Origin of the sequence: Flagellimonas flava (assembly GCF_900129665.1) — a bacterium.
GTDB classification, from domain to species: domain Bacteria; phylum Bacteroidota; class Bacteroidia; order Flavobacteriales; family Flavobacteriaceae; genus Flagellimonas; species Flagellimonas flava.
Window position 1 is genome coordinate 416,843 of sequence record NZ_FQWL01000003.1, and the last position, 25,421, is coordinate 442,263.

Below are 25,421 nucleotides of genomic sequence, written 5' to 3' on the forward strand. Positions count from 1 at the left end.
TACGAATAAGTTAGTAGTGTCATGGGAAATTCAAGATTAACAACAAGAATCTTGATGGAGATGGAGAATTTGATTACAAAAAGTAGTACAAGGGAAAACATAACCTCAAGATTTAAGGAATTGCATCGGTCCATTCTAAGAAAACATTATAATGCTGCCGATGTTGAGATAGATTATCATCACCACCGCATAAAAATGGATGTGGTTTTGAATGATCAAGAATACGATCCAAAGACCATTAATATGGTCGTATCCACCATGCCCGTAAATCTTTTCTACAAGGATTTATGTGGTTTTCTGAAATCTTGCCTAAGCAAGGATGTAAAAAGCTTGGCTTTTTATGCAACCTTGTTAAAACAACATACAGATAAGGACATCAGCATGATGGCGTTATAAAAAACTATTGCTATTGAAAAAGGTGCCAATGGGCATCTTTTTTTGTTTATGGCATATAGTATTCTTTAACAGCATTATACCGATTATTTTTTTAGTTTTGGCGCACGAAAATCTAGATAAATGAAAAAGATTGTTTTGTTGTTGCTTTTGATGATGGGCATCAACGGTATAGCTCAGACCAAAAATGAGCTTTTGGACCACTACCAGGCTTACTACAAAGAAATGCGATTGCAAGGGGATGTAAGCGGGGTTATCGGAGCGCTTACCCATCTAAACGTTTTGGCTCCTTCTACGGAGCGAAGGGATACGCTCGCTTTTGTTTATATGAACAACAACCAGCACATGCAGGCCCTAAATACAATTGGTATTGAGAAAAAGGGTGATGACTCCGATCTTGCGGTACAGGTAAAGGCCGTATCCTTGAAGGCCCTGAACCAACCAAAAAGAGCCTTGGAACATTTTCAGGTTCTTTTTGACCGCGTACCTTCAGCCTATTTGGCCTATGAGATTGCAGATTTAAAAATCCAAACGGGCGACAATGATGGCGCCATGTCTAGCATAGATTATGGTATCACCAATTCACAGGACGACATGAAATATGCTTTTTATGAGCGTCAACAACCTTATGAAGTTCCGTTAAAAGCTGCCTTTTTCCATCTAAAGGGGTTGGTTACTTACAATAAGGACAAAAACAATATTGAAGCCGCCATAGCTGCCATTGATGAAGCCCTGAAGTTGGACCCAAATTTCAATTTGGCCAGTCTTAGCAAGCAAGCCTTACAATCAAGAAAGGAAAAGCCGGAGGGGGAAAACTAGGTATTAGCGTTCTTTAAGTTGGAGCAGCAATAGGCTGTCCTTCTCTTTTTTGATTTCAATTAATTCGGTCACATTTTCATTTGGAACGGCTATTGAAAGCACATAATGGGCAATTCTCCATTGCCCATTTTCTTTTTTAAGTACCCCGGAACCTCTGCAAAGTTTCATTTGGGTATCCAAAAGCTCATCGAACCAGGCAAAATCTCCTTGGCCGTTGATATAAATATTTCGTTCCACTGCCGTGAAGCTCCAAGCTTTTCCCCGATCAAAATAAGGTTTTGAAAATGACCTGAACTCTTCATTTTGCCAATTCTCTGTGGCGTCGGTCCCGATGAAGACCCCATCCTTGGTCATTTTTCCAAAGTAACTTTCAAAATCAGCTTGGGCAGCCGCCAGATGCCAAGTATCCAATACACTATTAATTTCTTCCTTTTGACTTTTTTGCGCATTGGTCCAACAAAGCGATGCCAACATCAATAGGGCTGTAATCTTAACTTTCATCTAAAATGAGTTTTTTATCCAGTTGACTGTTCACCAATACATTTAGCTGGGCCCTAAACGCATTATATGCTTTAATCATCTCAATGGTGGGTTCCGTGGTTTTTGTATTGTTGACTATACTAGCCTTTACTTTGAACAAATAGGTCTTTACCACTCGCTGCCTGCTCTTGATTTGAAATTCATCAAACGTTTCAGGGTATTCTGACTTGGCAAGCTCTTCTTCCTTTTTAATCAATTCGTCTATGGCCAAAACCAAATCTTCATTGTTCGTAGCCTTATAAAGCACGGTAAAGCTGGAATTAAAATCTTGAAATTCCGACCATTCATTTAATATCTCAGTGGCTTCAGGATTTATACCAGTCCTTTTGGGCATTTTTTGATAGTCGAATTCCAGAGTATCCAAACTGTTTTGGTCTGGGGATTGTTCTTTTTCCTTACAGCTAAAAAAGGTTAAAAAAAGCAAGAGGATGCATGACAATTTTCGCATAAGCGAATGTACAAATTTTAATAAAGGCTATCTTTACGGCATAACGCAATTAACTTCAATTTAAATGCAAAAACCCATTCTTATTCTTGGTGCCTGTGGACAGATCGGTACCGAGTTAACCATGGAATTGAGGGCCAAGCACGGCGCAGAAACCGTTATCGCCAGTGATATTAGGGAAGGTAGTGAAAGCTTAATGGATTCAGGTCCCTTTGAGCTATTGGACGCTACCAATTATGAGGCCATAGAGGATGTGGTAATGCATTATGAAATTGATGAGGTCTACCTCATGGCCGCCATGTTGAGTGCCACCGCGGAGAAGTTTCCGATGCGCGCCTGGAATTTGAACATGAATTCCCTTTTCAACGTTTTGAACCTTGCGAAGGAACGAAAAATTGGGAAGATATTTTGGCCTAGTAGTATAGCTGTTTTTGGGCCCAACACGCCAACTGAAAACACTCCTCAGAACACCATTATGGAACCTAGCACCGTTTATGGCATCAGTAAACTTTCAGGGGAACGATGGTGCGAATACTACCATGAAAAATTTGGGGTTGATGTGCGAAGTGTTCGTTACCCAGGGCTGATCAGCTGGAAAACAATGCCCGGTGGAGGCACCACAGATTATGCCGTAGAAATTTATCACAAAGCACTTGAAGATGGAACCTATGACTGTTTTTTGAAACCTAATACCAGACTTCCCATGATGTATATGGATGATGCCATAAGGGCCACCATAAATCTGATGGAGGTGGAGCCCAAAAAACTTAGTATTAGATCGTCTTACAATCTGGGCAGCATGAGCTTTTCTCCATCTGAAATGGCAGAAAGTATCAAACAGCACCTCCCAAATTTTGAGGTTGGCTATACCCCTGATTTTAGACAGCAAATAGCTGATTCGTGGCCCAGCAGTATTGATGACAGTGTGGCCAAAACAGATTGGGGATGGCAACCACAGTTCGATTTGGACAATACCACCAAGGCGATGCTCGGGAATTTAGGTCCCAAAAAAGAATGATACAATTTCACTGGGCAGCAATATACGTTTACGTTCTGTTGATATCAGATTTGCCACCTGTCTTTTGCAGTAGTTTGATATGGTGAATTTCCACTCCCTTGTCAATGGGTTTTAGCATATCGTACATATTTAGCGCCACAATGCTGGCGCCATGCATCGCTTCCACTTCCACACCAGTTTTATAAAAGGTTTTAACCAAGATTTCCACAGTGATTTCCAGACCGTTTATTTTATAGTCAATAGTACAATGCTCTACGGGAAGTGGATGGCAATCTGGTAGCAAATCGGCAGTTTTTTTAACCCCTAAAAAGCCAGCAGCCTTACTCATGGCAAAGACATCCCCTTTGGGAACCTTACCCTCTTTGATTGCGGTTATGGTGTTTTCAGAACTTACCTTGACCACGGCTTGGGCAATAGCTGTTCTAAGTGTGGATTGTTTTTGGGTAATATCAACCATAACCTACGTGTTAACCTTCCATTGATAGGAGTTATCTTCAAAAAGTTCTTTTCCAAAAACGGGCACTTGTGATTTTATTTCTTCAACGACGAAACGGATTGCCTCAAAAGCAACTTTTCTATGCGGTGAGGAGACAAATACAAAAAGACAGAGCTGTCCAACAGCAACCTGACCAAGGCTGTGATAGATATGCATACAAGTAAGATCGAACTCGGCGAATGCACGCTCTCGAATTTCATGGAACTTAAGATTGGCCATTTCCTCGTATGCAGTATATTCTATGGCACTGACCGTCCTACCCTCAATCTCATCTGCCCTAACCTGTCCCAGAAAAATATCATGGGCTCCAATTTGGGTCTTATGCTGATGATGTGCTATGGAATCTGCAATAAATGTGGGGCTTATGGCACCCTCGATAAATACATTTTTGATCTTCTTCTCCATTTGGGCCTCGTTTTATGCTAAGGTAACCAAGAAAAGTGAAAGAAAAAGTAGCTCCAATAAGAATCAAGCCTTTTCCTTGACCGATAATTTCGATTCATTTTGCCCATGGATTTGGTCTGTTAGTGGCATACCTAGGTTTTATTTGAAAGATGACCCAAAGGTTTTGACAGCTTCCTAGCTTTCACTAAACCTAAGACCGATCATTTTAGTTCATGGATTATACATGTTTTGATACGTTAGCGACCATAAAGCTTAAACAAAATACTATTTCTTCTACTTTATTTACCGAAGTCTTGAAATAATTTCTAATTTGAAAGGATTAATCCAATTACCAACCAAAGCTTTGACTTAGAATGGACTATTTCGTAATAACCAGCATTCTTGTCTTTCTATCCGCCGTTTTTGGATATGTGAATCTTAGGGTCTTTAAATTGCCAAATACAATTGGCTTAACGCTGATCACCATTCTTTTCACTTTAGCGGTTTTTGCGCTTAGCTATTATGATGACACTCTTTTGAAAGCTGAGCGGTTTATTATTTCAAAAATAGATTTCAAGGTAGTTCTGCTCGATATTATGCTGAGCTTTCTCCTTTTCGCGGGAGCACTCCATACAGATCTTAATAAGTTAAAGGAACAACGTTGGCCCGTGTTGGTGTTTGCCACTTTTGGCGTATTGGTATCAACATTTTTGGTAGGAAGTGCAGTGTATTATTTATTGATTGCCTTGGGCCTCCATGTAAAATTTGTCTATTGCCTGTTATTTGGGGCTTTGATTTCCCCTACCGACCCCATAGCTGTTTTGGGAATCTTAAAAAAAGCTGGGGCACCCAAAAAATTGGAAATTAAAATCGTTGGGGAGTCTTTGTTCAATGATGGGGTTGGTGTAGTGGTATTCCTCACCATATTTGGCCTGGCCAGCGGGTCAACAAGTTTTTCATTGCACGGGGTTCTTGAGCTTTTTGTGGTAGAGGTTTTTGGTGGATTGTTTCTGGGACTTATCCTTGGTTGGCTCACCTTTTATTTTCTCAAAAAGATTGATGATTACAATATAGAAGTGATCATTACCTTGGCCACTGTTATGACGGGTACCGTCATCGCTACCCACTTGCATGTCTCCGCTCCTTTGGCCATGGTAGTAGCAGGACTTATGGTTGGAGGGAATAAAACACGCGAGCATGCCATGTCCGAATTGACCGAAGATTATGTGGACAAGTTTTGGGAGTTGATTGATATTCTCCTAAACATGATATTGTTTGTATTGATCGGTATGGAAATGCTGGTTCTGGAATTCAACACCACTTATATTTATGCCGGACTGCTGGCCATACCCATTGCCTTGGCATGCAGATACATCTCACTTATAGTTCCTGTCAAATTGTTTCAAAAACGGTTGGATTTTGTCCCCAATACAACATTGATCATGACCTGGGGCGGTTTGCGGGGAGCAATTTCCATAGCACTGGCCCTGGGCCTAACAGAGTCCATGGAGAGAGATCTTTTTCTAGTTGTCACCTATGTCATAGTCATATTCTCCATATTGGTTCAAGGGTTGACCATTGAAAAACTCATTGCTAAACTTAATCTCAATACCAGTGAAAAAGAAAATTGATTTTCTGGCATATTCTAAAATACGTATCAACCTCCCAATGCATTTACCGCATTGAAATAGAAACCTTTGTATGAAGTCCAACAAAATACTTTTTGTCCTTCTTTTTCTTTCGTTCGGCCTGCTATCGGGGTCTGCCCAGGAAAAGCGCACATATAAAATTGGAGTGCTCCTGGATCGTGTAACAGCGGAGCTGTCCCCATTAATTGAAAAGCTTCAAAACGAAATTACAGCTGTGGTTGGGGAAGATGCCATTATTGAGTTTTCTCCAGAAAACATCTTGGTCAACGATTTTAATCTGGAAAAAGCACGTAGTAACTACAATCAGCTTATCGCAGGCAATGCAGATATCATTTTGGCCTTCGGGGTGCTCAACAATGAGATTATCAGCCCTATGACTGTTCACAAGAAACCTACTATCCTTTTTGGAGCGGTAAATAGGGATGTACAACAACTGGACCTTTCCAAAACCAGTTCGGGAATTGAGAATTTCACCTATTTGATAGAATCGGAATCTTACCATGATGATTTGACACGATTTAAGGAACTAAGTGATTTTAAGAACTTGGGAATTGCCATAGATGCTCCCATTGCCAACATTTTGCCCTTAAAGGAAATCTTTGATGCCGAATTGGCTACTCTGAATGCAGATTATCGGCTAATTCCTTTTGAGTCCGTGAATGATATCACCTCCAATCTTGATGGGATAGACGCACTTTACCTTGCCGGTGGTTTTTTCATGACCATCGAAGAAAAAAAGATCTTGGCCCAAGAACTTATAACTCGGAAAATGCCCTCTTTCTCCGTGAACGGTCCAAGCGATGTAAAGCTAGGTTTTTTGGCCACTTTACAGGCGGAGGAGAATCTCGACCAATTTTTTAGGCGAATAGCTTTAAATATCGAGGCCTATGTCACCGGAACACCCCTATCAGAGTTACCAATCTACATAGATTATAACCCAAGACTGACCATAAACTACAATACATCCGACGCCATCGGGTTTCCAATCAAGTACAGTTTAATTGGAGAAACAGATTTTGTCGGTGAATTCAGAAATGTTTTATCTGAAAAGGAATATGACCTTCTAACGGTAATCAATCAGGCATTGGAACAGAATTTGTCCATTCAATCTGGTCAGAAAGATGTTGATTTAGCCTCTCAGGAAGTAAAAACAGCCACAAGCAATTATTTGCCATCGCTAACCGCTTCAGGGACCGCCTCCTATGTGGATCCTGATCTAGCTGCAATCAGCAACGGACAAAACCCTGAATTTTCAACAGCTGGAAGCCTTACGTTAAATCAAACCATATTTTCGGAGGCGGCAAATGCCAATATTGCCATTCAAAAGAAGCTACAGAAAGCCCAGCAGGAAGATTTTAATGCTTCCCAATTGGATTTGATTTTCGATTCCGCCAATGCGTATTTCAACGTGCTAATACTAAAGGCAAACACGCAGATTCAAGTAAGGAATGTGGACTTAACAAAAACGAATTTGCAAATTTCCCAACAGAATTTTGAAGCCGGGCAGTCTGGAAAATCCGATATGCTACGTTTTCGAAGTGAAATGGCGCAGAACACCCAAGCCATGGTAGAGGCGATAAACCAATTGGAGCAAGGGTTTTTGGTGCTCAATCAACTATTGAACAATCCTGCTAATCTAGAAATTGATGTTATCGATGCTGAGCTGGACGAGGGGGTTTTTGAGGATTATAATTATGATGAACTCTTTGGTCTTTTGGATAACCCGAGCTTACGCGAACCATTCATTGCTTTTTTAATTGAAGAGGCCTACAGGAATGCCCCGGAGTTAAAATCCCTAGGTTACAGTTTGGAGGCAACAGAACGTAATATTCGGCTTAATGGATATGGTCGTTTTTTACCTTCAGTAGCCTTACAGGGACAATATAATTCAACTTTTAACCGCTCCGGTGCAGGTAGCACGGTTCCCGAAGGTTTGGGATTTGGTTTGGTCGATAACTATTACACGGCGGGAGCTAGTATATCAATCCCCATTATCAATCAGAACTTGAACAACATTAACAGACAAACTGCAATTATCCAAAAGGATCAGTTGGACATCAATAAGGACAATTTGGAACTGGGCATTGCTGTGAACGTGAGAAATGGAGTATTGAATCTTGTGAACCAAATGTCCAATATTCAATTGTCAAAAATATCCGAGGAAACGGCAGCAGAGGCTCTTGAGCTCACTCGCGCTTCCTATTCCGAAGGGGCAGTAAATATTGTCCAGTTGCTGGATGCCCAAAACAACTATTTGGATGCGCAATTGGCAAGGACCAATGCGGTATATAATTTTTTAATCAATGCCCTGCAATTGGAGCGGTTTCTGGGCTATTATTTTCTGCTGAATACAGAGGAAAAAAATAACGAGTTCAGGCAACGATTTTTTGAATTCCTGAACAATCAAAATTAATTGACCAAAATATCTGGAACATGAAAAGAATACAACACTACGGTTATTTATTACTTAGTATACTTCTGTTTTCCTGTGGGGGCGAGGAAAAGAAAGAGGAATCCGTATTGCGTCCGGTGAAGTATATGGAAATTGGTTTCTTGGGTGGTGGAGAATCCAGAACTTTTAGTGGTACCGCCAGAACGGATAAAATCATCAACCTCAGTTTTCGAAATTCGGGCATTATTACACAGTTCGATTTAAAGCTTGGTCAAAAAGTGAAAAAGGGTCAACTATTGGCAAAATTGGACAACGTGCAGGCCCGGTTGGCCTATGAGCAGTCCATTACCCAGTTGAACAGTGCCGCTTCACAAGTGAATACGGCTAAGTTGAGCCTTAATCGAGTACGAACGCTCTATGAAAAAGGGAGTACTTCCCTGAGTGACTTTGAAGCGGCCAAGAATTCGTTCAGAAATGCTGAGGAAAGTTATAAATCGGCCAAAAGAGGTGTTGAAATTCAACAGGAACAGATTAATTATGGTTATATATATGCACCTGAAGATGGCACTATCGCTTCTGTTTCTGCGGAAATAGATGAAAATGTAAGTCCTGGGCAGGCTGTTGCTGTTTTAAATGCCGGAACGGACATGGAAATTACCTTGGGCATACCCGAAAGTATCATCAATGGCGTTCAACCCAATATGGATGTGGTCGTGGATTTCACCTCTATCGAAGAAGACCAGTTCAAGGGTAAGGTATCAGAGGTGGCCCCTGCAGTGGATGCCAATACCTCTACCTATCCTGTGAGGGTTATAGTGACTAATCCCAGTGACGCAATAAAGAGCGGAATGGCCGCTAATGTCACTTTTGATTTTGGGGATTATAAATCCACCAACAATGTTTTGGTCGTACCTGCCCATGCTGTTGGAGAAGATAGTAACGGACGTTTTGTTTTTCTCGTCGAAGGGGATGAGGAAACATCAAAAGTAAAAAAACAAGAAGTTCAATTAGGCAATTTAACCGCTCAAGGTTTTGAAGTTACCTCTGGACTTTCCTCTGGGCAAAGAATAGCAGTGGCAGGCTTGCAGACCCTTTTGGATGGGCAAGAAGTAAGGTTGCAATAACAACACCATAACCACTCAAACAATGAATTTAGCAAAATTCTCCATCGATAAAAATCGTATCACCTTTATGGTGTTGGCCACTATCGTTCTATTGGGAATCAGTATGTACTTCAATCTATCCCAAGATAGCATGCCCCCTTATACCGTTCGTGTGGCTACAGTTGTTTCCCAGTTTCCCGGCGCCGGTCCAGAGCGGGTTGAGCAGTTGGTCACCGATAAAATTGAAAAAGTGGCACAAGAGCTTCCGGAACTTAAGGAAGTGACCAGTACCTCGCGGACCGGGCTTTCTGTGGTTAGTGTTTCATTAAAAGATGAAGTTTCACCAGAAAAGCTCCAATCTGTTTGGGACCGATTGCGTAGAAAATTAAGCTCCATTCAAGGTCTTCCATCCGGGGTAACTCCCAATTTGAACGATGATGGCATCGGCGATGTATATGGAATTGTTGTGGGACTCACTTCTGACGGGTTCAGCTATTCTGAAATGAAAGACTACGCTGATGACATTAAGGATGATCTAATCAAACTCCCCGATGCTGCCAAAGTAGAACTTGGAGGGGTGCAGGATGAGCGTGTTTTTGTGGAGTTTGACAATACCAGATTGAAGGAGTACGGATTATCAGCTTCCAAATTGCAACAGAGTATTGGAGCGACCAATATTTTAAGTTCTGGTGGGCAAATCAATGTAGGCGACGAACGTATCATTTTGGAGCCTACAGGTAATTTCGATTCCATAGAGGATATTAAAAATATGCTCATTGCCGTCGGAGATGGGTCTCAATTGGTAAAGCTTGGAGACATCACCACAGTTACCAAAGGTTATATTGATCCTCCAACACAAATTGTCAGTGTAGATGGGAAAGAAGCCATTACAATGCATATTAACCTCAAGGAAGATAAAAACATTGTTTATCTGGGAGAAGCCGTAGATCAAGTAGTGGGCCAATGGCAAAATCGTCTCCCAATTGGTTTGGAATTGACAAGGGTATCTTCATTGGATGATTATATCAATATTAAGGTCAGCGATTTTATGGTCAACCTAATGCAGTCCATCAGTATTGTATTGTTGGTCATGCTACTCTTTTTGGGTTTTCGCACAGGATTCGTTATCGCCAGTTTAATTCCGATTGTTACCATCATGACCTTGATGCTCATGGGCATTATCAATATGGGACTAAACCAGGTTACCCTTGCGGCGCTCATTATGGCTTTGGGCATGTTGGTTGATAATGCTATTGTAGTGGCAGAAACCATTATGGTCAAACTGGAACAGGGCATGGAAAAGTACAAGGCCGCCATTGAGGCCTTTTCTGAACTCTGGATGCCATTGTTGATTTCAACTTTGACCACCTCGGCGGCATTCTTGGCCTTCTATCTATCCCCAACCACCATGGGGGATATTGTTGGGCCCATTTTTGTGGTGATAACCATAGCATTAATGTCATCTTGGTTAATAGCACTCACAGTAATTACCATGTTTTGCTTTATGTTCTTAAAGGTAGCGCCCAGAGGGGAGAAAAAACCAAGCCTTATTGATCGCGTCATCAACTCGGCCAAACGCTATTACAAAGATTTGATATTACTGGCCCTAAGGCATAAATACAAAGTAATTGTGGGCATATTTTTGGCCTTCTTTCTTTCTTTATATGGATTTGGCTATATCCCTTTCATCTTCTTCCCGGATAGTGATCGTAACATGATCACTATTGATATAAATCTTCCCGAAGGCAATAAAATAGAACGTACTACCGATGTGGTCAATCAAATAGAAGCCTTCATGACAGATTCCCTTAAGGTGAACCCCGAAAGGGAGCAAGGGGTCGTAAGTTGGTCTTCCTATATCGGTGAAGGACCTGAATCCTATGATTTAGGGTACTCTCCGGATGAGGCCAACTCCAATTATGCGCATATATTGGTTAACACTACCTCCTTTGAGGAGAATGCTGAAATGGTAAGGCGTTTAGATGGCTACGCCTTTCAAAATTTTCCAAACGCAGATATTAAAGTAGGACTACTAGGTTCTGGTGGCGGGGGTACCCCGATAGAAATCAAAGTTTCTGGGCCGGAACCAGACCAATTGTCAAGCATAGCAGAAACCGTGAAGCAGAAGTTGTCTGGAGTGGCGTTCACTAAAAATGTTAAGGACGATTGGGGACCAAAAAGCAAAAAGTTCTTGATTGAAATCGATCAGAATCGAGCTCAAACTGCTGGAATCAGCAGTTCAGATATTGCCACATCGCTACAAACTGTTTTAGATGGTTTCCAAACCGGGGAGTATCGTGAAGACAATAAGTCCATCCCCATCGTTATGCGAAGTGGAGATAGCCAGCAACAAACATTGGCTTCTTTGGAAACCTTAAATATTTATTCGCAAAATAGCGGTAAAAGTGTGCCCTTATTGCAAGTTGCTTCCATTGTGCCAGCATGGCAATATGCCAAAATAAAACGCCTCGACTTAAGACGAACCATAAATATAAGCAGCGAATTACGTGATGGTGGGAATGCCTCTGCGATTATGTCGGTAGTTACTCCTTGGTTGAATGAACAAGTGAGCGGTGTATGGCCGGAGGGTTACACCTACGAACTGGGAGGTGATGCCGAGCAAACGGCGGAAAATATGGGGCCAATTATTGGTTACCTCCCTATTTCTGGGTTTATTATCGTTTTGTTGTTGATTATTCAATTCAATTCGGTTCGAAAAATGACCATGGTAGTACTCACCATTCCGTTAGGGGTAATCGGAGTAGTTGTTGGATTATTGGTTTTTCAGGAAGCCTTTGGTTTTATGCCCTTTTTAGGAGTTATATCTTTGGCGGGTATAGTGATCAATAATGCTATTGTCCTTATTGATCGGATGGAGGTAGAACTGGCCGCTGGACGAACTGATCAAGATTCGGTCATTGCGGCATGTTTACAGCGGTTTAGACCTATATTGTTATCCACGTTCACCACAATCTTGGGCCTAGTTCCACTATACCTTTCCGGAGGAGAAATGTGGGAAGGAATGGCAATAAGTATTATGATAGGCCTTTTGTTCGGTACGGTAATTACCTTGCTTTTTATTCCATCTCTTTATAGTGCGCTCTTTAAGGTCAGTTATAAGGGATATGAGTTTGACGAAGCCTTATTGCATGCATAGCTAAGGGGCCACGGGGCGACAAGAATGGTAAAACTTTTTGGAAGGTATAGGCCAGAGAATTTCGTTTTCAAGCTTTCCGCTTGAAATCGTTTATCTCCATTGCCATAAACTGAACACTTTAAGTACAGCCAATGTTTGATAAGTTGTATCATACCCGTTTTGAACTATTTCTATCCAGTCAAGTAGCTATTTTATTTGGTTCACTGATAGTACCCTCTGCCATTTTTGAAAATGTTTTGGAACCTATTTTGTTTTTGGTCAACTTGTTCGCGGGCGTGGTTTTAATTTCCAAAAAACCCAAGTTAATGTGGTTTGGTATGGCCATGTTGTTTGTTAGTGCCGTGGTTTTTGCTATTTCAACCGGGTTGGCAATAAATTCCAGAGAGTTGGGATTTATCAGGATGACCGGGTACTTTTTATTCTATTTGGTGGTTACCTTAGAGATTTTGAAACAGGTTTGGTTCGCTGAACAGGTTAGCAAAAATGTCATTTTTGGACTGATCAGTGGGTACATCTCCCTTGGACTAATAGGTTTTTTTATTTGTCTTACCATTGAACTGGTTATTCCAGGATCTTTCATGGGAGGGGCATTGAGTGGACTGGGGAATAATGGGCTATTGGCCGAGGAGCTTATGTATTTTAGCTTTATCACCTTGATGACCATTGGTTATGGGGATATATTGCCGGTCACTGGACTGGCCCAAAAAGCTACTATGTTTATTGGATTGACCGGACAGGTCTACCTGGTGATTATCACAGCCGTTGTTGTGGGTAAATTTTTACAGCAAAAATGAAGTTGTCATTTAAAAAAATATTCCTGTTCCTAGTAATAATTCCGGCCGTAAGCCTAGAAGCCCAAAATGATTTTGATTTTAATAATTATTTGGTGCTTGGTGTGGAGTCTGCAGAAGAATTGGCATCTCTATATCTGGAACCCTTAAGTGAAGGCCTTCTTTATGGATTAATCGGAGGATGGAACAACTCGGCTGAAGTCAAAAAAGCTTGGGAACTTGATATTTCCTTAGTGGCAAATGGGTCTTTTGTACCCAGTGAAAAATTGTCCAAGGAAATTGATATTTCATCAATAGATAATCTAGAGGTACTAGGAGGGGCAAACCGCGTTCGGATACCAACAATATTGGGAGCTACCGAATCGGAGGTCACCTTCGTGGCAACTTTAAATGGAGAGGAGTTTGTGTTCGATGCTCCCACAGGCATAGGTCTGTTCTCAACGAATTTATTGCCTAATGCTTTTTTACAGGCAAGCTTGGGCCTACCCTTTAATTCAGAATTGAGTTTTAGGTTTTTTCCAAAATTGAAAGTGGAAGGAGTTGCGTTGGGAGTTTTTGGTTTCGGGCTGAAGCATGAGGTGACTAAAAGTGTCCAATCAATGGAAAAATGGCCATTGCACATTTCCCTTTTCGGCGCATTTACCCGATTGGACGCCGACTACGACTTTCAGGCTGACGGCTTTGTTACCGGGAATTCCCAAAAGGTTGATGTATACCTGAATTCTTGGTTGATGGAGACCTTGATTTCCACCAAATTTCCGGTTTGGAATGTCTATGGCAGTCTCGGATATGCAAATGGCAAATCAAACTATGCGCTTTTAGGAACCTACACGATAGTGACAGAACAAGAAACATTTAATTTTGTAGATCCTTTTGATGTTCAGGGAGAAATATCAGGTTTTAGGACCAGTCTAGGTACCACTGTACGATTAAACCGCTTTAAAATCAACTTGGACTATACCTTTCAGGGATTTAATAATCTAGCATTGGGCATTAATTATAACATACTGAAAGCCAAATAGTAAGTTCACTAATATTTTTTCCGATTCCCGAAGGGATAAACGGAATTGGTAAGCCCGGATTCAATGGTTTTGAACATATAATTTCCAAACCCTTTATAGGGCACCCGTTGATGCTCCATACTGGCCACCTTTATCTTACCGTTCTTGGGATTTTGTTTTCGAACGGTAGCATTGGCCAACCAAGAAAAGGTTTTATTTTTCTTATGTCCTTTACGTTTTAATACGGTAGTGGTCAAATCAGTGTATAACATCACAAATTCACCGGATGCTCTCTCTGCATTCCCGGTTCCATTAAAATTGATACGCTGCACATGGCCCGATTCGAATTTTATGTTGGAAGTCGGGACCATAATTGGATTAAAGGTTTCAAAGTGGAAAGGACCTGTAGAACCCTCAAACTGGAATAGGTCGCTTTGCATTGGCTTTGGAAACATAAAGTGTGCCCTAACGGGAAAATCATAAAAAAACCGCCCTTGAATGGCAACTTCCATTGACTTTTCCTCTTGATTTTGGGATCTCACAGTCCCATGCCCAAGGTTTTCAATGGTCACTTGCAGTTGATCAATCGGGATTTCAATCTCGTCAGTCTTGGCAACTTCAAAGTATTGTGTTTTTGCATCCTTGATCTGTACCCTTTCAATTGCAATATTTTGTTTTTTGCTTCGCAGTAATTGTTGGGGCAAAGGAATGATTGTGTTCGTGTCCCAAGGTTTTGCAATATTTTTGATTATGGTAAAATGCGCATGGTCCAGAATTAGGCTGTCCGCAACAAAATTTCCATGTTTCAATAAACTGTCTGTTTGAATTCCAAAACATTCCATCACAGGAATATGGGCACTATTGACAGGTTTATTATACTTCTGATGTTTTGCAATTTGCCTTGACGAATCGGGGTTGCCAATTCGAAGGCTATCAAAACGGGCAAAGGAATTTTTGGCATTAAATTGAAAATTTGAGAGCATTAATTCTGTATTGCCCAATTTTCCAAAAAGGTTTGACGCATGTAAAGCCACCTTGGAAGGATTCAAAGAAAGTTGTCCTTCCCTAAGGGTTCTTTCAAAGGCAACCCCATTTATAGAAAAGTTTTCACCTTGTAACGTTGACAATGAATCCTTAAGGTCCGTGCTTAACTCTGTGATGAAATAGTCCCTGATCTCAATTGATTCAACAGTCAGCTTCTTTAATGGCTGCTTCTTTTTTTGCTTTGTATTTGATGATTTGTTTTGTTTTTGCCCATTACCTTTTCGGGTGCTATAGACCATTTCCAAATTATTCATATCGATTTTACCAATATTGAGGTGCCGATTAAATAACAGCGGTAAAATCTCAAAATCATGGGCCGTAATTGAAGCTATGGCCATATGTGGTTGTAAGCTTTTTCCATCTCTTGGAAGGCTGTCCGGCAAAACCATCACGTTCGTTAACCAAAAAGATTGTTTCAAAATTGATATGTCAAGCCCCTTGTAGCTGATTTGATAGGGAGACTGATTGCTTATCAGGACCAATTTGCTTTCAAAAGCTTCGGTTAGCAATCGTTCAGTCTGTTTCAGTGTCAAATAGCCCAAAAGAAAAACGAGTGCAGAAACTGCAACCAACAGTATTGATTTTTTTCTTGAAAGCATCATTTTTCAGCACATTGTAACGGCATATATATCACAATACAATCCATCTGCGATCGCTAATTGGACACACTGCTCTTTACAAGGGCACTGGTTAGGTCCTTTGCGTAGTTTTTAACCGTTTTCTCCAAACTACTGGGGTCTTTAACTTCAAAGCGCCCTACCCATTGCAGATTCTCACCCGGGTTTTCGTTTAACCGATAAAGCGTGCTTTCAAAAATAAATTTGGTTCCGGTTTTTAACTGGTCCGGTTCCCAAGTCGTGATAGGGTAATATGTGAGGTATCTTCCAAATCTACCTACACGTGTGGGTATGTAGGCCGTAGAACTCCCACCTGGTAAAACATCGGTATATTCTTCCGTATTAATAAGGTTGGTAACGAGTACACCATCATATTTCTTGGACACCAAACTTTTCTTTAAGGACACCAATTCACTTTCCGAATACTTCTTGTTGATATTTATAATATTTTTTGTGGCATGGGAGGCAATGGCGTTGACTCCATTCGCCGCCAATTCATTGACCACATTATTTTCAAATTTGATCCGTGCGGTTTTGTCCTTTGAACGACCAACAACCAATATTTTGTTGTAGCTGTTCTTGACTTTACCCACATTTTCCGAACTGGTCAAATAGGAGGAGCAGCTGGAAAGTAAAAACATTAAGGTCAATACGTTAAGGATGGCTGGTAATTTCATTTTAGATAGTGTTTAGATGTTAGATAACAAACTGGATGTTTCTAAATTTACAAAATTAGCCGTTGCCATGAGGTTTAGTCTTCTGGTCGATAATAGCACTATTATCTAATACCAAAGTAAAGCGGGACAATGATGGTTGTTCGGAGGGTCCTTAAGGCAAAATCTGCTATTCTATTGTCAAATCAGATATGGTCTTATTCCAACAATTGGGAAGTTCTAAAGAATAGGTGACAGTGTTGGTGATTGGCAAACCCATTGATTTGGAGTCAACCAAAGAAAAGTAGCCCCGGCAAGAATCGAACTTGCATCTAAAGTTTAGGAAACTTCTATTCTATCCATTGAACTACGGGGCCATTCTATATAAATGGATTGCAAAAATATGTTTTTTTGGACATCAATTACTAATGGGGTAGCTTGGATTTTAACCCTCCGTAGGCAAGAGCTCCTAACAAGGCTCCAAAAATAACGATCAAAATAGGTAGGAATCCTGCACCCAGAAGCGTGTACATAGGTCCAGGACATGCGCCGGCCAAGGCCCATCCTAGGCCAAATAAAATACCACCCAGTGCATTGGACACAAAAGTCTTTTTTTTATCCGCAATCGTAATTGGGTTGCCGTCCAAGGATTTGGCCTTTGTTCTTTTTACCCACTGAACAAATCCCGCACCCAAAAGCACAGCAGACCCAATAATACCATACATGTGAAACGATTGAAATTGGAACATCTCATAGATTCGGAACCAAGAGGCGGCTTCGGATTTATAGAGCACAATCCCAAAGAAAATCCCAATCATAAAATACCCTAGGTTCTTCATGCACCAAAAATTAAAGGGAATAGTAAATGGACCATAATCAAGCCACCGACGAAAAAGCCCAAGACAGCAACTAAAGAAGGAAGCTGTAAGTTGCTCAAACCCGATATTGCGTGGCCAGAAGTGCACCCACCCGCGTAACGGGAACCAAAGCCCACCAAAAATCCTGCTACCAAAAGTAGAATCCAAACGGTAGGTTCGGTTAAGGCCTCAACGGAAAAAAGCTCTGTTGGTAAATAGGACGTTCCGGCACTATTGAATCCCAATTCTTGCAAAAGGGCAATGGACTTTGCAGAAATATCTACCTCGTCAGAATTGCTTAAGAAATTGGCTCCAAGAACCCCCCCTAGAACAACTCCGGCGATCACAACAAGATTCCATCTTTTTGCAGCCGTATCAATTTTAAAATGGTCCAGAAACCTTCCAGCTCCTCCCAAGGTGCACAAGGTTTCCAAATTGGATGACATCCCCAGACGCTTTCCCATCAAGATGAGAATCGCCATTATTATGGCAATCAATGGGCCGGACACATACCATGGCCACGGCTCAAACAACATAAGCTGTAAATTTAAAAGTTTGTCTTAGGGAAAAGCCTACTTCTTTCCGCTGTTCATCAACGCCAAAACAGAAAAAACAAGGACTACGACGACCACGGCGAAAACGCCAATCATCCAAACTCCGTTTTCCCAAGAAACTAAAGGAATGGTAAGTAATTTCACTTTTATTGGATTTAAATATATTCAAATGTATCACGGGAGATTTTTAAATAGTATGACATTTCTCAAGTTAGCGAAAAGATTAAAATAAACCCCAATCCATGGATTGGGGCCTATTTAGAAACAACCGATCAAAAACTATTTTTTGTTTTTTTGGGAACTCAGTCCAAAAAGTGCATATAATGGGCAAAAGCTGATGAACCCAGTAAGCGTAAAAATTGCTGCCAGTCCCAAAAGGACATAAGCCAGAGTGCCTTCAAGAATCTTGAAATAATATAGCACCACCACTACTAAGGCAACAAGTATCCGGAAAACGCGGTCAAAACCGCTCATATTCTTCTTCATCCCAACTGATTTTAAAAGGACTTCTGGAACTTAAGCCTACATCTGGCATCCATTACCCTTTGGTTAGCAACTTGATCAAAACTATGTTATATTCATATGGTTTTTGGTAACCTTGGTTACACAGCTGCCTAAAATTTTAATCTATTTTTGATTTTGGTATTCGTCGTACATGAAAAGAAGGGAATTTAACCAGAGGTTGTCTTTGGCTGCATTATCCGGCCTTTTGGGAACCCGTATCGTCTTTGGAAATAAAATGCCTTTGGGTTATATCCCACTTGGCCTTCAGGACCCCGACCCATTTGAACTGTTTCAAAAAAACAAGGAAATGGTGGTGTTGAACGATAAACCTTGGAACATGGAGGCTCAGGCCCATTTGTTGAACGACCGAGTAACCCCAAATGAATTCATGTTTATCCGAAACAACGGAAAAATACCGGAGAATATCAATCCAAAGACTTGGGAACTGGTTCTTGATGGGGAATCCATTCGAACCAAAAAGACGTATTCGCTCCAAGAACTTAAAACCAAATTTCCCCATTATACCTATCAATTAACCTTGGAATGCGGAGGGAATGGCAGGAGCGAATTTACCCCCCCTGCAAAAGGAAACCAATGGACCGTTGGGGCCGTCTCCAGCGCAAAATGGACAGGTGTCCGACTTCGGGATATTTTGGAGGATGTGGGGTTTAAATCCGATACAGTTTACATTGGCTACCACGCAGCCGATACGCATCTAAGTGGTGACCCCAGCAAAGAACCTATTTCTAGGGGGGTTCCCTTGGAAAAGGCATTACAGGATGAAACTTTGGTGGCTTTCCAAATGAACGGCAAGGATATTCCGTTGGCTCATGGTTTTCCATTGCGCCTGGTTTGTGGCGGTTGGCCTGCCTCAGCTTCTGGTAAATGGCTTACCCGATTAAGCATCCGAAATCAGGTTCATGACGGTGCAAAAATGGGAGGAAGTTCGTACCGGGTGCCCTGTGAAACGGTCGCTCCCGGTAGCGAAGTGAATAAAGAAAATATGTGCATCATAGAATCCATGCCCGTAAAATCCCTTATTACATCACCAAGGTCTGGAGCGCTCATACAAAGCGGTCAAAAACTAAAAATAAATGGGCATGCTTGGGCAGGGGAACTCAAGGTTGAAAAGATGTCCTATTCCCTGGATTTTGGAAGTACCTGGCAAAATTGCGCACTGGAAGCACCTGCCAACCGATTGGCGTGGCAGCACTTTAGTGCTACAATCGCATTCCCAAAAAAAGGGTATTATGAAATTTGGGCCAGCGCCACCGACGAAAACGGAAAGAGTCAACCCATGGTTCTGCCTGGCTGGAATCCCAAAGGCTATTTAAATAACGCTTGCCATAGAATCGCGGTAAAAGTGGTATAAAATGAATGGTGATTTTGAACATCAGGTAAAACTTTTGTCCAAAGTGCTTTTCGCATTTTTGGCCTTGTTCCTTGTGCTGTTTGGAGGGCTTTTTTATTTGGCAAACAAACCCCAAGAAACCCCTGAGGTTCTAGTAGAAGTTGAAGCCGCACCCCAAGATGACCTCATAGAAAATGGGATTCATGTCGCCACTGGCTTTGTTGAGGATGAAGGAATGAAGGTCACCATTCAAAATTGTACCAGTTGCCACTCGGCCAAATTGGTCACCCAAAATAGGATGAACCGGGAAGGTTGGGAAGCCACCATACGATGGATGCAGGAAACACAAAATCTTTGGGACCTAGGCAACAATGAAGAACTTATCCTTGCCTATTTGGCCAAAAACTACGCTCCTGTTTCAAAGGGTAGGCGTCAAAATTTAAAGGATGTGGAGTGGTATCCACTTCAATAATGGATTAGCATGGAATATTTAGATGCCTTTACAAACAGTATCGTGGGAACGGCCAATTGGACATGGAAATCAATGGTCTTTCAAGTACCATGGCATTCCAATTATTTCTGGGGCCTCATTCTAATATCCTTAATAGTTTGGTTGTTGGAAATACTTTTTCCCTGGCGTAAAAACCAATCTAATTTCCGAAAGGATTTTTGGCTGGATGGGTTTTATATGTTTTTCAACTTCTTCATTTTCGCCATTGTAATCAGTGGGGTTTATGATGTACTGGGAATTTGGTTCAAACAATTGGGGATAACAGCGGACAGTCTGGCACTTTTCAATATTTCAACTTGGCCAGCCTGGACGCAATTGCTGGTCTTCTTCGTCCTTTTGGATTTTGTGCAATGGTTTACCCATGTGCTCTTGCACAAGGTTCCATTACTCTGGCGTTTTCATGAGGTGCATCATAGTGTGAAGGAAATGGGGTTTGCAGCCCATTTACGCTACCACTGGATGGAGAATATTCTCTACAAGCCTTTAAAAACCTTTGGGGTGATGTTGCTGGGAGGTTTTGAACCCGAACAAGCTTACATTGTACATTTTACGGCTATCGCCATTGGCCATCTGAATCATGCCAATATTAAATTAACCTATGGCCCTCTGAAGTATCTGTTTAATAATCCGGTTATGCACCTGTACCATCATTCCTATGTACTTCCCAAAGGTGCTTTTGGAGTTAATTTTGGGATAAGTCTAAGTCTTTGGGATTACATTTTTAGAACGAATTACATTCCTGAAGATAGTGGTACGATCTCTTTGGGATATCCTGGGGATGAACAAATGCCCAATGGTTTTTGGGGACAGCTTTGGTATGGATTCAGGAAGCGAAAACAATAATTCCTAACCCAGTTTTCCGATTGCACAACTTACATAGGATTTGGCCTTTAACAGCATACCATTTTCCTCATCCACAACAGGATAACCAAGGGTCTTTAATTTTGTTTTCACCTGTTGAAGCAACTCAGCATCCTGATGTTCTAAAGTGATTGAAGCGGTCTCTGCTTCTATTCCAAGGGACTCCATCCCTTCAATTTTATTAAGATGGTCGGCAATCGTATTGGCACAACCTCCGCATTTTAGATTTTGAACCTGAAGTACCGTTTTCATAAAAATTTCATCTTTAATGGTTCCAGTTTCGGTAACCTCCCTTTAAATCGAATACACTTACAAATCCCATCTTCACAAGCCTTTTGGCCGCTTTCTGGCTCCTCATGCTGGATTGGCAATAGAGATAGACCGGTATTTCCTTATCCATTTTGGAAAAAGCTTTATTAAATGCTTCTTTTTGAAATAGGTCAATGTTCTTGGCTCCCTTAATATGGCCAGAGGAATACTCCTTGGCGGTTCTCACATCCACCAAATTAATCTTGGAACCAGCAATGGCCTTGCCATAGGCTTCCCGGTCCAAGACCTTAATTGCACCAGTATCCGTATTTCTTTTGAAAAGATTGCTTAAAATGGACATTTTTTTAACTTTTAATACTATTCTGAAATCCAGTCTTGGTATCCCCCTGAGTAATCATAAATTTTCTTGAACCCTTTGTCCTTCATCAGTTCTGCGGCCCTGTTGCTACGCCCTCCCATTTTGCAGTATAAGTATACCGGTTTTTCCTTGTCAAGCAACGTTATCTGCTCTAGAAATTGCTCCTGATTATTGATGTCAAAATTGATGGCGTCGCCTATATATCCAAGCTTGTATTCCATAGGAGTACGTACATCTATCAGTTGTACATCTTGCCCAATGGCCATTTGTTGTAGGGTAGCTTTGTCAATTTTCTCGCTAAAACTATCCCCTTTGGGGTCTCCGCAGGAAAATTGCAAAAGCATAGTGATGCAGAATACGAAAAGTTTGACCTTCCCCAACATCATTTATTTCTTAATCGTGGTAGGACAAACAAAGTCGGTTACGGGAATCCCGGCCTCCTTAATCGCCTTGAATCCTCCAGCAATATCCACAAGGTTATGGATGCCACGACTCTTTAAGATTGAGGCGGCGATCATACTTCTATATCCTCCGGCGCAGTGTACATAAAAGGTTTCACCTTCCGGAAACTCGGCCAGATGGTCATTGAGGTAATCCAAAGGTGTAAGGGCAGCGTCCATGATATGTTCCGCTTCAAACTCGGTTTCCTTTCGCACATCGAATACCGGAACTTTTTCTGCCACCAAGGGTTTAAAGGTTTCTGCACTGATACTCTTCACCGTATCGACTTCCTTACCTGCTTTTTCCCAGGCTTCCAGTCCTCCATCCAAATATCCTATGGTTCCATCAAAACCAACGCGGGAAAGTCTGGTAATGGTTTCCTCCTCTTTTCCTTCTGGGGTAATGAGTAAAATGGACTGTTTCACATCGGCTATCAATGCACCAACCCAAGGGGCAAAGCTCCCTCCCAAACCAATAAAAATGGACCTAGGCACATGACCTTTTGCAAAGTCATCCTGATGACGCACATCCAAAACAACTGCTCCCGTTTCGTTGGCAGCAGTCTCAAAAGCATCCGGGGTCAAGGCCTGGGTCCCTCTTTCCAAAACGTCATCTATATCCTCATACCCTTCTTTGTTCATCTTTACGTTCAAGGGAAAATACAATGGAGGAGGCAGCAACCCATCGGTGACCTCCTTTATAAATTCTTCCATAGTCATATCTGCCCTAAGGGCATAGTTCATTTTTTTCTGATTCCCCAAGGTGTCAACGGTCTCCTTCATCATGTTTTTACCACATGCCGAACCCGCTCCATGTGCAGGGTAGACAATCACTTCATTAGCAAGGGGCATTATCTTGCTCCTAAGGCTATCGAACAGAATTCCCGCTAGTTCTTCCTGGGTCATATCAGCTGCTTTTTGCGCCAAATCAGGTCGTCCCACATCACCAAGAAACAACGTATCTCCGCTAAATATGGCGTGGTCCTTCCCATCTTTATCCTTCAATAGATATGTAGTACTTTCCATGGTATGTCCAGGCGTGTGTAAAACTTTTATGACCAAATCTCCCACGGTAAACTCCTGACCATCTTCAGCGATAATTGCCTCAAAAGCTGGGTTGGCATTGGGTCCATAAACAATAGGAGCTCCTGTTTCCTTCGAGAGGGTGACATGCCCACTTACAAAGTCTGCATGAAAATGGGTCTCAAAGATATATTTGATCTGCGCTCCATCTTCTTCCGCTCTCTTGACATATGGTTTTACCTCGCGAAGCGGGTCTATGATAGCCACCTCACCTTCGCTTTCAACATAATATGCGCCTTGGGCCAGACATCCTGTATAAATTTGTTCAATTTTCATGGGATTTCGTTTTTGGGCAAAGATACACCCCGTTGATATATTATTTGGTTACTCAGGTTACAATTGATTGGTTTTGGACTGTAAGGATATTTTTTCCTGTATCCTATTTTTTTCTTTTTGATGGGAGCAATAGTCAACAGCTTCAAAAGTCCGAACAAAAAGATTCTCCTTTCCTATGACGTTGATGAGGTCACTGCTGTGAAAAATGTCCCTTGTTGGACCTATGGCGCCAGCAATAATGAACTGAATCTGTTTGGAACGCAGGTCTTTCACTATCCGTTCCACCATGGCGACAGCGCTGCTGTCTATATAATTAATGGCTTCGGCATTCAATATTACATACTCTAATTTGTTCCCCTTACGCCCTATTTGTTTATAGAGTTCCTTTTTGAAGAAATCTTTGTTCCCAAAATACAATTGTGCATCAAACCTAAAAATCAGGATATTATCCAAAACCTCTATTTCCTCAGCAAAGCGATTCACATTTTTGAAATAGTCTGTTCCTTTTATTCGTCCCAAAATGGCTATATGGGGATTGGAAATTCGATATACCAACAACAAAAGGGAAAGTAAAATTCCCAGAAGAATCCCTTCTATCAAGCCAATAAAAAGTGTCATAAGAAAAGTGGCTAAGAGAAGAAAAAACTCATCCTTTCTATGTTTTAGGAGTGCCTTGGGATAGCTGAAATCTACCAGACCAAAAACGGAAACCATGATAATGGCACCCAAGACTGCAATGGGCAGGTAATAGAACAAAGGAGTCAAGAACAATAGGGTAGCCGAAACAAGGATTGAACCAAAAATGAGGGCAACTCCGGATTTTGCTCCCGCTTGATCAGCTACTGCTGTCCGGGAAAAGCTTCCAGAAACAGGAAAGGATTGAAAGAATGACCCAATGAGGTTGGAAAGCCCAAGAGCTCTAAGTTCTTGATTAGGTTCAACTTCATATTCCGAATGTCTTTCCTCTACCGTTTTGGCAATGGATATGGATTCCATAAATCCAAATAAAGCGACCGTAATGGCAATAGGTAAAAGCTCACCGAAGCTCTTGACCTCCATCTCCGGCACTTGAAAAATTGGCAAACCTTCCGGAATCTCCCCTACTATCGATATTCCATATTTTGAAAAATCAAAAAGGTAGGTCACCATGATGCCTATAATGACTATCAATAGGGCAGTTGGAATTTTTTTGCTCATTCGACCCAATAAAACAATTATCAGAATGGAAGTGATACCAAGCCCAAGAACAAAAGGATTTATATGTTCCAAATTCACGAAAATACTGGATAGTAAGGTGTAGATCTTGTTGGATTGGGAAAAGTCCACGCCTAAAATATGTTTCAACTGCCCCAAACCTATCAAAATAGCTGCTGCTGAGGTAAATCCGCTTATGACCGGTTTAGATAAAAAATTGACAAAGAATCCCATTTTCAGGATTCCCAACAACAGCTGCAACGAACCGATTATCAACGTTAGAAAAAGAACAGTGGAGATATAATCCTCAATGTTGGCCAGATGCAAAGCGCCTATTCCCGCAGCTACCAGTAAGGAGTCCATGGCCACAGGGCCCACTCCCAACTGCCTGGAAGTACCCGTAAGAGCATAGATAACCGGAGGGACCAGAGCTGCATACAACCCATAAATGGGAGGCATTCCGGCTATTATGGCATATGCCATACCCTGAGGTATAAGCATTACACCTACCGTTGCACCGGCTATAATATCGCTCAGGAAAGCATCACGGTCATAGGTCTTTATCCAAGATAAAATAGGCAGGCACCGTTTGAACATTCAGTCAAAGTTTGTGTAAATGTAAGCAGCAACAATATGATTTACAGTAACCCAAGGCACAAA

At 41.5% G+C, this 25,421-nt stretch carries 27 protein-coding genes and 1 tRNA gene; 12 read left to right on the top strand and 16 right to left on the bottom strand.

The window, feature by feature from the left end; translation table 11 throughout:
• The first annotated feature begins 21 nt into the window (after nucleotides 1-21).
• Both BUC10_RS11435 and BUC10_RS11440 read left to right on the top strand, forming a co-directional pair.
• Nucleotides 22-396, top strand: coding sequence for a hypothetical protein (locus tag BUC10_RS11435; protein ID WP_073179672.1), 375 nt, complete (start codon nucleotides 22-24; stop codon nucleotides 394-396).
• A gap of 120 nt (nucleotides 397-516) precedes the next feature.
• Nucleotides 517-1,212: a hypothetical protein gene (locus tag BUC10_RS11440; protein WP_073179674.1), complete on the top strand. Its 696-nt coding sequence runs from the start codon at nucleotides 517-519 to the stop codon at nucleotides 1,210-1,212.
• Between the two features lie 3 nt (nucleotides 1,213-1,215).
• Here the strand turns inward: BUC10_RS11440 and BUC10_RS11445 are convergent, their stop codons facing one another.
• Together BUC10_RS11445 and BUC10_RS11450 are read right to left on the bottom strand one after the other, a co-directional pair.
• Nucleotides 1,216-1,713 carry a nuclear transport factor 2 family protein gene (locus BUC10_RS11445; protein ID WP_073179676.1) on the bottom strand — a complete coding sequence of 166 codons (498 nt, stop codon included), beginning with the start codon at nucleotides 1,711-1,713 and terminating at the stop codon, nucleotides 1,216-1,218.
• Nucleotides 1,703-2,200 carry a hypothetical protein gene (locus BUC10_RS11450; RefSeq protein WP_073179679.1) on the bottom strand — a complete coding sequence of 166 codons (498 nt, stop codon included), beginning with the start codon at nucleotides 2,198-2,200 and terminating at the stop codon, nucleotides 1,703-1,705. The genes BUC10_RS11445 and BUC10_RS11450 overlap by 11 nt, the downstream gene beginning before the upstream one ends.
• Nucleotides 2,201-2,264: 64 nt before the next feature.
• Between BUC10_RS11450 and BUC10_RS11455 the strand changes: the two genes are divergently transcribed.
• Nucleotides 2,265-3,215: an NAD-dependent epimerase/dehydratase family protein gene (locus tag BUC10_RS11455; RefSeq protein ID WP_073179681.1), complete on the top strand. Its 951-nt coding sequence runs from the start codon at nucleotides 2,265-2,267 to the stop codon at nucleotides 3,213-3,215.
• Nucleotides 3,216-3,243: 28 nt separating this feature from the next.
• Here BUC10_RS11455 and moaC read toward each other — a convergent pair whose 3' ends face one another.
• Together moaC and BUC10_RS11465 are read right to left on the bottom strand one after the other, a co-directional pair.
• Nucleotides 3,244-3,672: a cyclic pyranopterin monophosphate synthase MoaC gene (gene moaC / locus BUC10_RS11460; protein WP_073179682.1), complete on the bottom strand. Its 429-nt coding sequence runs from the start codon at nucleotides 3,670-3,672 to the stop codon at nucleotides 3,244-3,246.
• Nucleotides 3,673-3,675: 3 nt separating this feature from the next.
• Nucleotides 3,676-4,116, bottom strand: a complete 441-nt coding sequence (locus BUC10_RS11465) for a molybdenum cofactor biosynthesis protein MoaE (RefSeq protein WP_185116261.1) — start codon at nucleotides 4,114-4,116, stop codon at nucleotides 3,676-3,678.
• Nucleotides 4,117-4,469: 353 nt separating this feature from the next.
• On the opposite strand from BUC10_RS11465, the gene BUC10_RS11470 reads away from it, so the two are divergent.
• The 6 genes from BUC10_RS11470 to BUC10_RS11495 all read left to right on the top strand — a co-directional run bounded on the left by BUC10_RS11470 (nucleotide 4,470) and on the right by BUC10_RS11495 (nucleotide 14,209).
• Nucleotides 4,470-5,726 carry a cation:proton antiporter gene (locus tag BUC10_RS11470; RefSeq protein ID WP_073179683.1) on the top strand — a complete coding sequence of 419 codons (1,257 nt, stop codon included), beginning with the start codon at nucleotides 4,470-4,472 and terminating at the stop codon, nucleotides 5,724-5,726.
• Nucleotides 5,727-5,796: 70 nt separating this feature from the next.
• Nucleotides 5,797-8,157, top strand: coding sequence for a TolC family protein (locus BUC10_RS11475; protein ID WP_073179684.1), 2,361 nt, complete (start codon nucleotides 5,797-5,799; stop codon nucleotides 8,155-8,157).
• Between the two features lie 20 nt (nucleotides 8,158-8,177).
• A complete protein-coding gene (locus BUC10_RS11480; protein ID WP_073179685.1) occupies nucleotides 8,178-9,260 on the top strand; it encodes an efflux RND transporter periplasmic adaptor subunit in 1,083 nt (360 codons plus the stop codon).
• Between the two features lie 22 nt (nucleotides 9,261-9,282).
• Nucleotides 9,283-12,396 (top strand): efflux RND transporter permease subunit, encoded by a 3,114-nt coding sequence (locus BUC10_RS11485; RefSeq protein WP_073179686.1) that lies wholly within the window; start codon nucleotides 9,283-9,285, stop codon nucleotides 12,394-12,396.
• Between the two features lie 131 nt (nucleotides 12,397-12,527).
• Nucleotides 12,528-13,190 carry an ion channel gene (locus BUC10_RS11490; RefSeq protein ID WP_073179687.1) on the top strand — a complete coding sequence of 221 codons (663 nt, stop codon included), beginning with the start codon at nucleotides 12,528-12,530 and terminating at the stop codon, nucleotides 13,188-13,190.
• On the top strand, nucleotides 13,187-14,209 hold the full coding sequence (locus tag BUC10_RS11495) for a DUF6588 family protein (RefSeq protein WP_073179688.1): 1,023 nt from the start codon (nucleotides 13,187-13,189) through the stop codon (nucleotides 14,207-14,209). Before BUC10_RS11490 ends, BUC10_RS11495 begins: the two co-directional genes overlap by 4 nt.
• A gap of 8 nt (nucleotides 14,210-14,217) precedes the next feature.
• Here BUC10_RS11495 and BUC10_RS11500 read toward each other — a convergent pair whose 3' ends face one another.
• The 7 genes from BUC10_RS11500 to BUC10_RS11525 all read right to left on the bottom strand — a co-directional run bounded on the left by BUC10_RS11500 (nucleotide 14,218) and on the right by BUC10_RS11525 (nucleotide 18,399).
• Nucleotides 14,218-15,834 carry a hypothetical protein gene (locus BUC10_RS11500; RefSeq protein ID WP_073179689.1) on the bottom strand — a complete coding sequence of 539 codons (1,617 nt, stop codon included), beginning with the start codon at nucleotides 15,832-15,834 and terminating at the stop codon, nucleotides 14,218-14,220.
• A 53-nt stretch (nucleotides 15,835-15,887) separates the two neighbouring features.
• Entirely contained in the window at nucleotides 15,888-16,526 is a 639-nt protein-coding gene (locus BUC10_RS11505; protein WP_073179691.1) for a hypothetical protein, read from the bottom strand.
• A 281-nt stretch (nucleotides 16,527-16,807) separates the two neighbouring features.
• Nucleotides 16,808-16,879: transfer RNA gene (locus BUC10_RS11510), tRNA-Arg, on the bottom strand.
• A gap of 48 nt (nucleotides 16,880-16,927) precedes the next feature.
• Nucleotides 16,928-17,341: a DUF6691 family protein gene (locus tag BUC10_RS11515; protein ID WP_073179693.1), complete on the bottom strand. Its 414-nt coding sequence runs from the start codon at nucleotides 17,339-17,341 to the stop codon at nucleotides 16,928-16,930.
• Nucleotides 17,338-17,895, bottom strand: a complete 558-nt coding sequence (locus BUC10_RS11520; protein ID WP_073179695.1) for a YeeE/YedE family protein — start codon at nucleotides 17,893-17,895, stop codon at nucleotides 17,338-17,340. The genes BUC10_RS11515 and BUC10_RS11520 overlap by 4 nt, the downstream gene beginning before the upstream one ends.
• Before the next feature lie 36 nt (nucleotides 17,896-17,931).
• Nucleotides 17,932-18,057, bottom strand: coding sequence for a hypothetical protein (locus BUC10_RS18020; RefSeq protein WP_262493196.1), 126 nt, complete (start codon nucleotides 18,055-18,057; stop codon nucleotides 17,932-17,934).
• A gap of 135 nt (nucleotides 18,058-18,192) precedes the next feature.
• Nucleotides 18,193-18,399, bottom strand: a complete 207-nt coding sequence (locus tag BUC10_RS11525; RefSeq protein ID WP_073179697.1) for a YgaP family membrane protein — start codon at nucleotides 18,397-18,399, stop codon at nucleotides 18,193-18,195.
• Between the two features lie 169 nt (nucleotides 18,400-18,568).
• Between BUC10_RS11525 and BUC10_RS11530 the strand changes: the two genes are divergently transcribed.
• Genes BUC10_RS11530 through BUC10_RS11540 form a run of 3 tightly spaced genes read left to right on the top strand, consistent with a single transcriptional unit; the run spans nucleotide 18,569 to nucleotide 21,122 of the window.
• A complete protein-coding gene (locus BUC10_RS11530; protein ID WP_073179700.1) occupies nucleotides 18,569-19,789 on the top strand; it encodes a sulfite oxidase in 1,221 nt (406 codons plus the stop codon).
• Nucleotide 19,790: 1 nt separating this feature from the next.
• Nucleotides 19,791-20,240, top strand: coding sequence for a hypothetical protein (locus BUC10_RS11535; protein ID WP_073179702.1), 450 nt, complete (start codon nucleotides 19,791-19,793; stop codon nucleotides 20,238-20,240).
• Nucleotides 20,241-20,249: 9 nt separating this feature from the next.
• Complete coding sequence (locus tag BUC10_RS11540; RefSeq protein ID WP_073179704.1) at nucleotides 20,250-21,122, top strand: sterol desaturase family protein; 873 nt, start codon at nucleotides 20,250-20,252, stop codon at nucleotides 21,120-21,122.
• A 3-nt stretch (nucleotides 21,123-21,125) separates the two neighbouring features.
• Here BUC10_RS11540 and BUC10_RS11545 read toward each other — a convergent pair whose 3' ends face one another.
• Genes BUC10_RS11545 through BUC10_RS11565 form a run of 5 tightly spaced genes read right to left on the bottom strand, consistent with a single transcriptional unit; the run spans nucleotide 21,126 to nucleotide 25,358 of the window.
• The gene (locus BUC10_RS11545; protein ID WP_073179706.1) at nucleotides 21,126-21,392 is read right to left on the bottom strand and encodes a heavy-metal-associated domain-containing protein; all 267 of its coding nucleotides are present in this window, start codon (nucleotides 21,390-21,392) and stop codon (nucleotides 21,126-21,128) included.
• A gap of 13 nt (nucleotides 21,393-21,405) precedes the next feature.
• Entirely contained in the window at nucleotides 21,406-21,750 is a 345-nt protein-coding gene (locus BUC10_RS11550; RefSeq protein WP_073179709.1) for a rhodanese-like domain-containing protein, read from the bottom strand.
• 17 nt (nucleotides 21,751-21,767) lie between these two features.
• Nucleotides 21,768-22,112 carry a rhodanese-like domain-containing protein gene (locus BUC10_RS11555; RefSeq protein ID WP_073180119.1) on the bottom strand — a complete coding sequence of 115 codons (345 nt, stop codon included), beginning with the start codon at nucleotides 22,110-22,112 and terminating at the stop codon, nucleotides 21,768-21,770.
• 42 nt (nucleotides 22,113-22,154) lie between these two features.
• Complete coding sequence (locus BUC10_RS11560; protein WP_073179711.1) at nucleotides 22,155-23,567, bottom strand: MBL fold metallo-hydrolase; 1,413 nt, start codon at nucleotides 23,565-23,567, stop codon at nucleotides 22,155-22,157.
• Between the two features lie 57 nt (nucleotides 23,568-23,624).
• Nucleotides 23,625-25,358, bottom strand: a complete 1,734-nt coding sequence (locus BUC10_RS11565) for a SulP family inorganic anion transporter (protein ID WP_073179713.1) — start codon at nucleotides 25,356-25,358, stop codon at nucleotides 23,625-23,627.
• Nucleotides 25,359-25,421 lie beyond the last annotated feature (63 nt).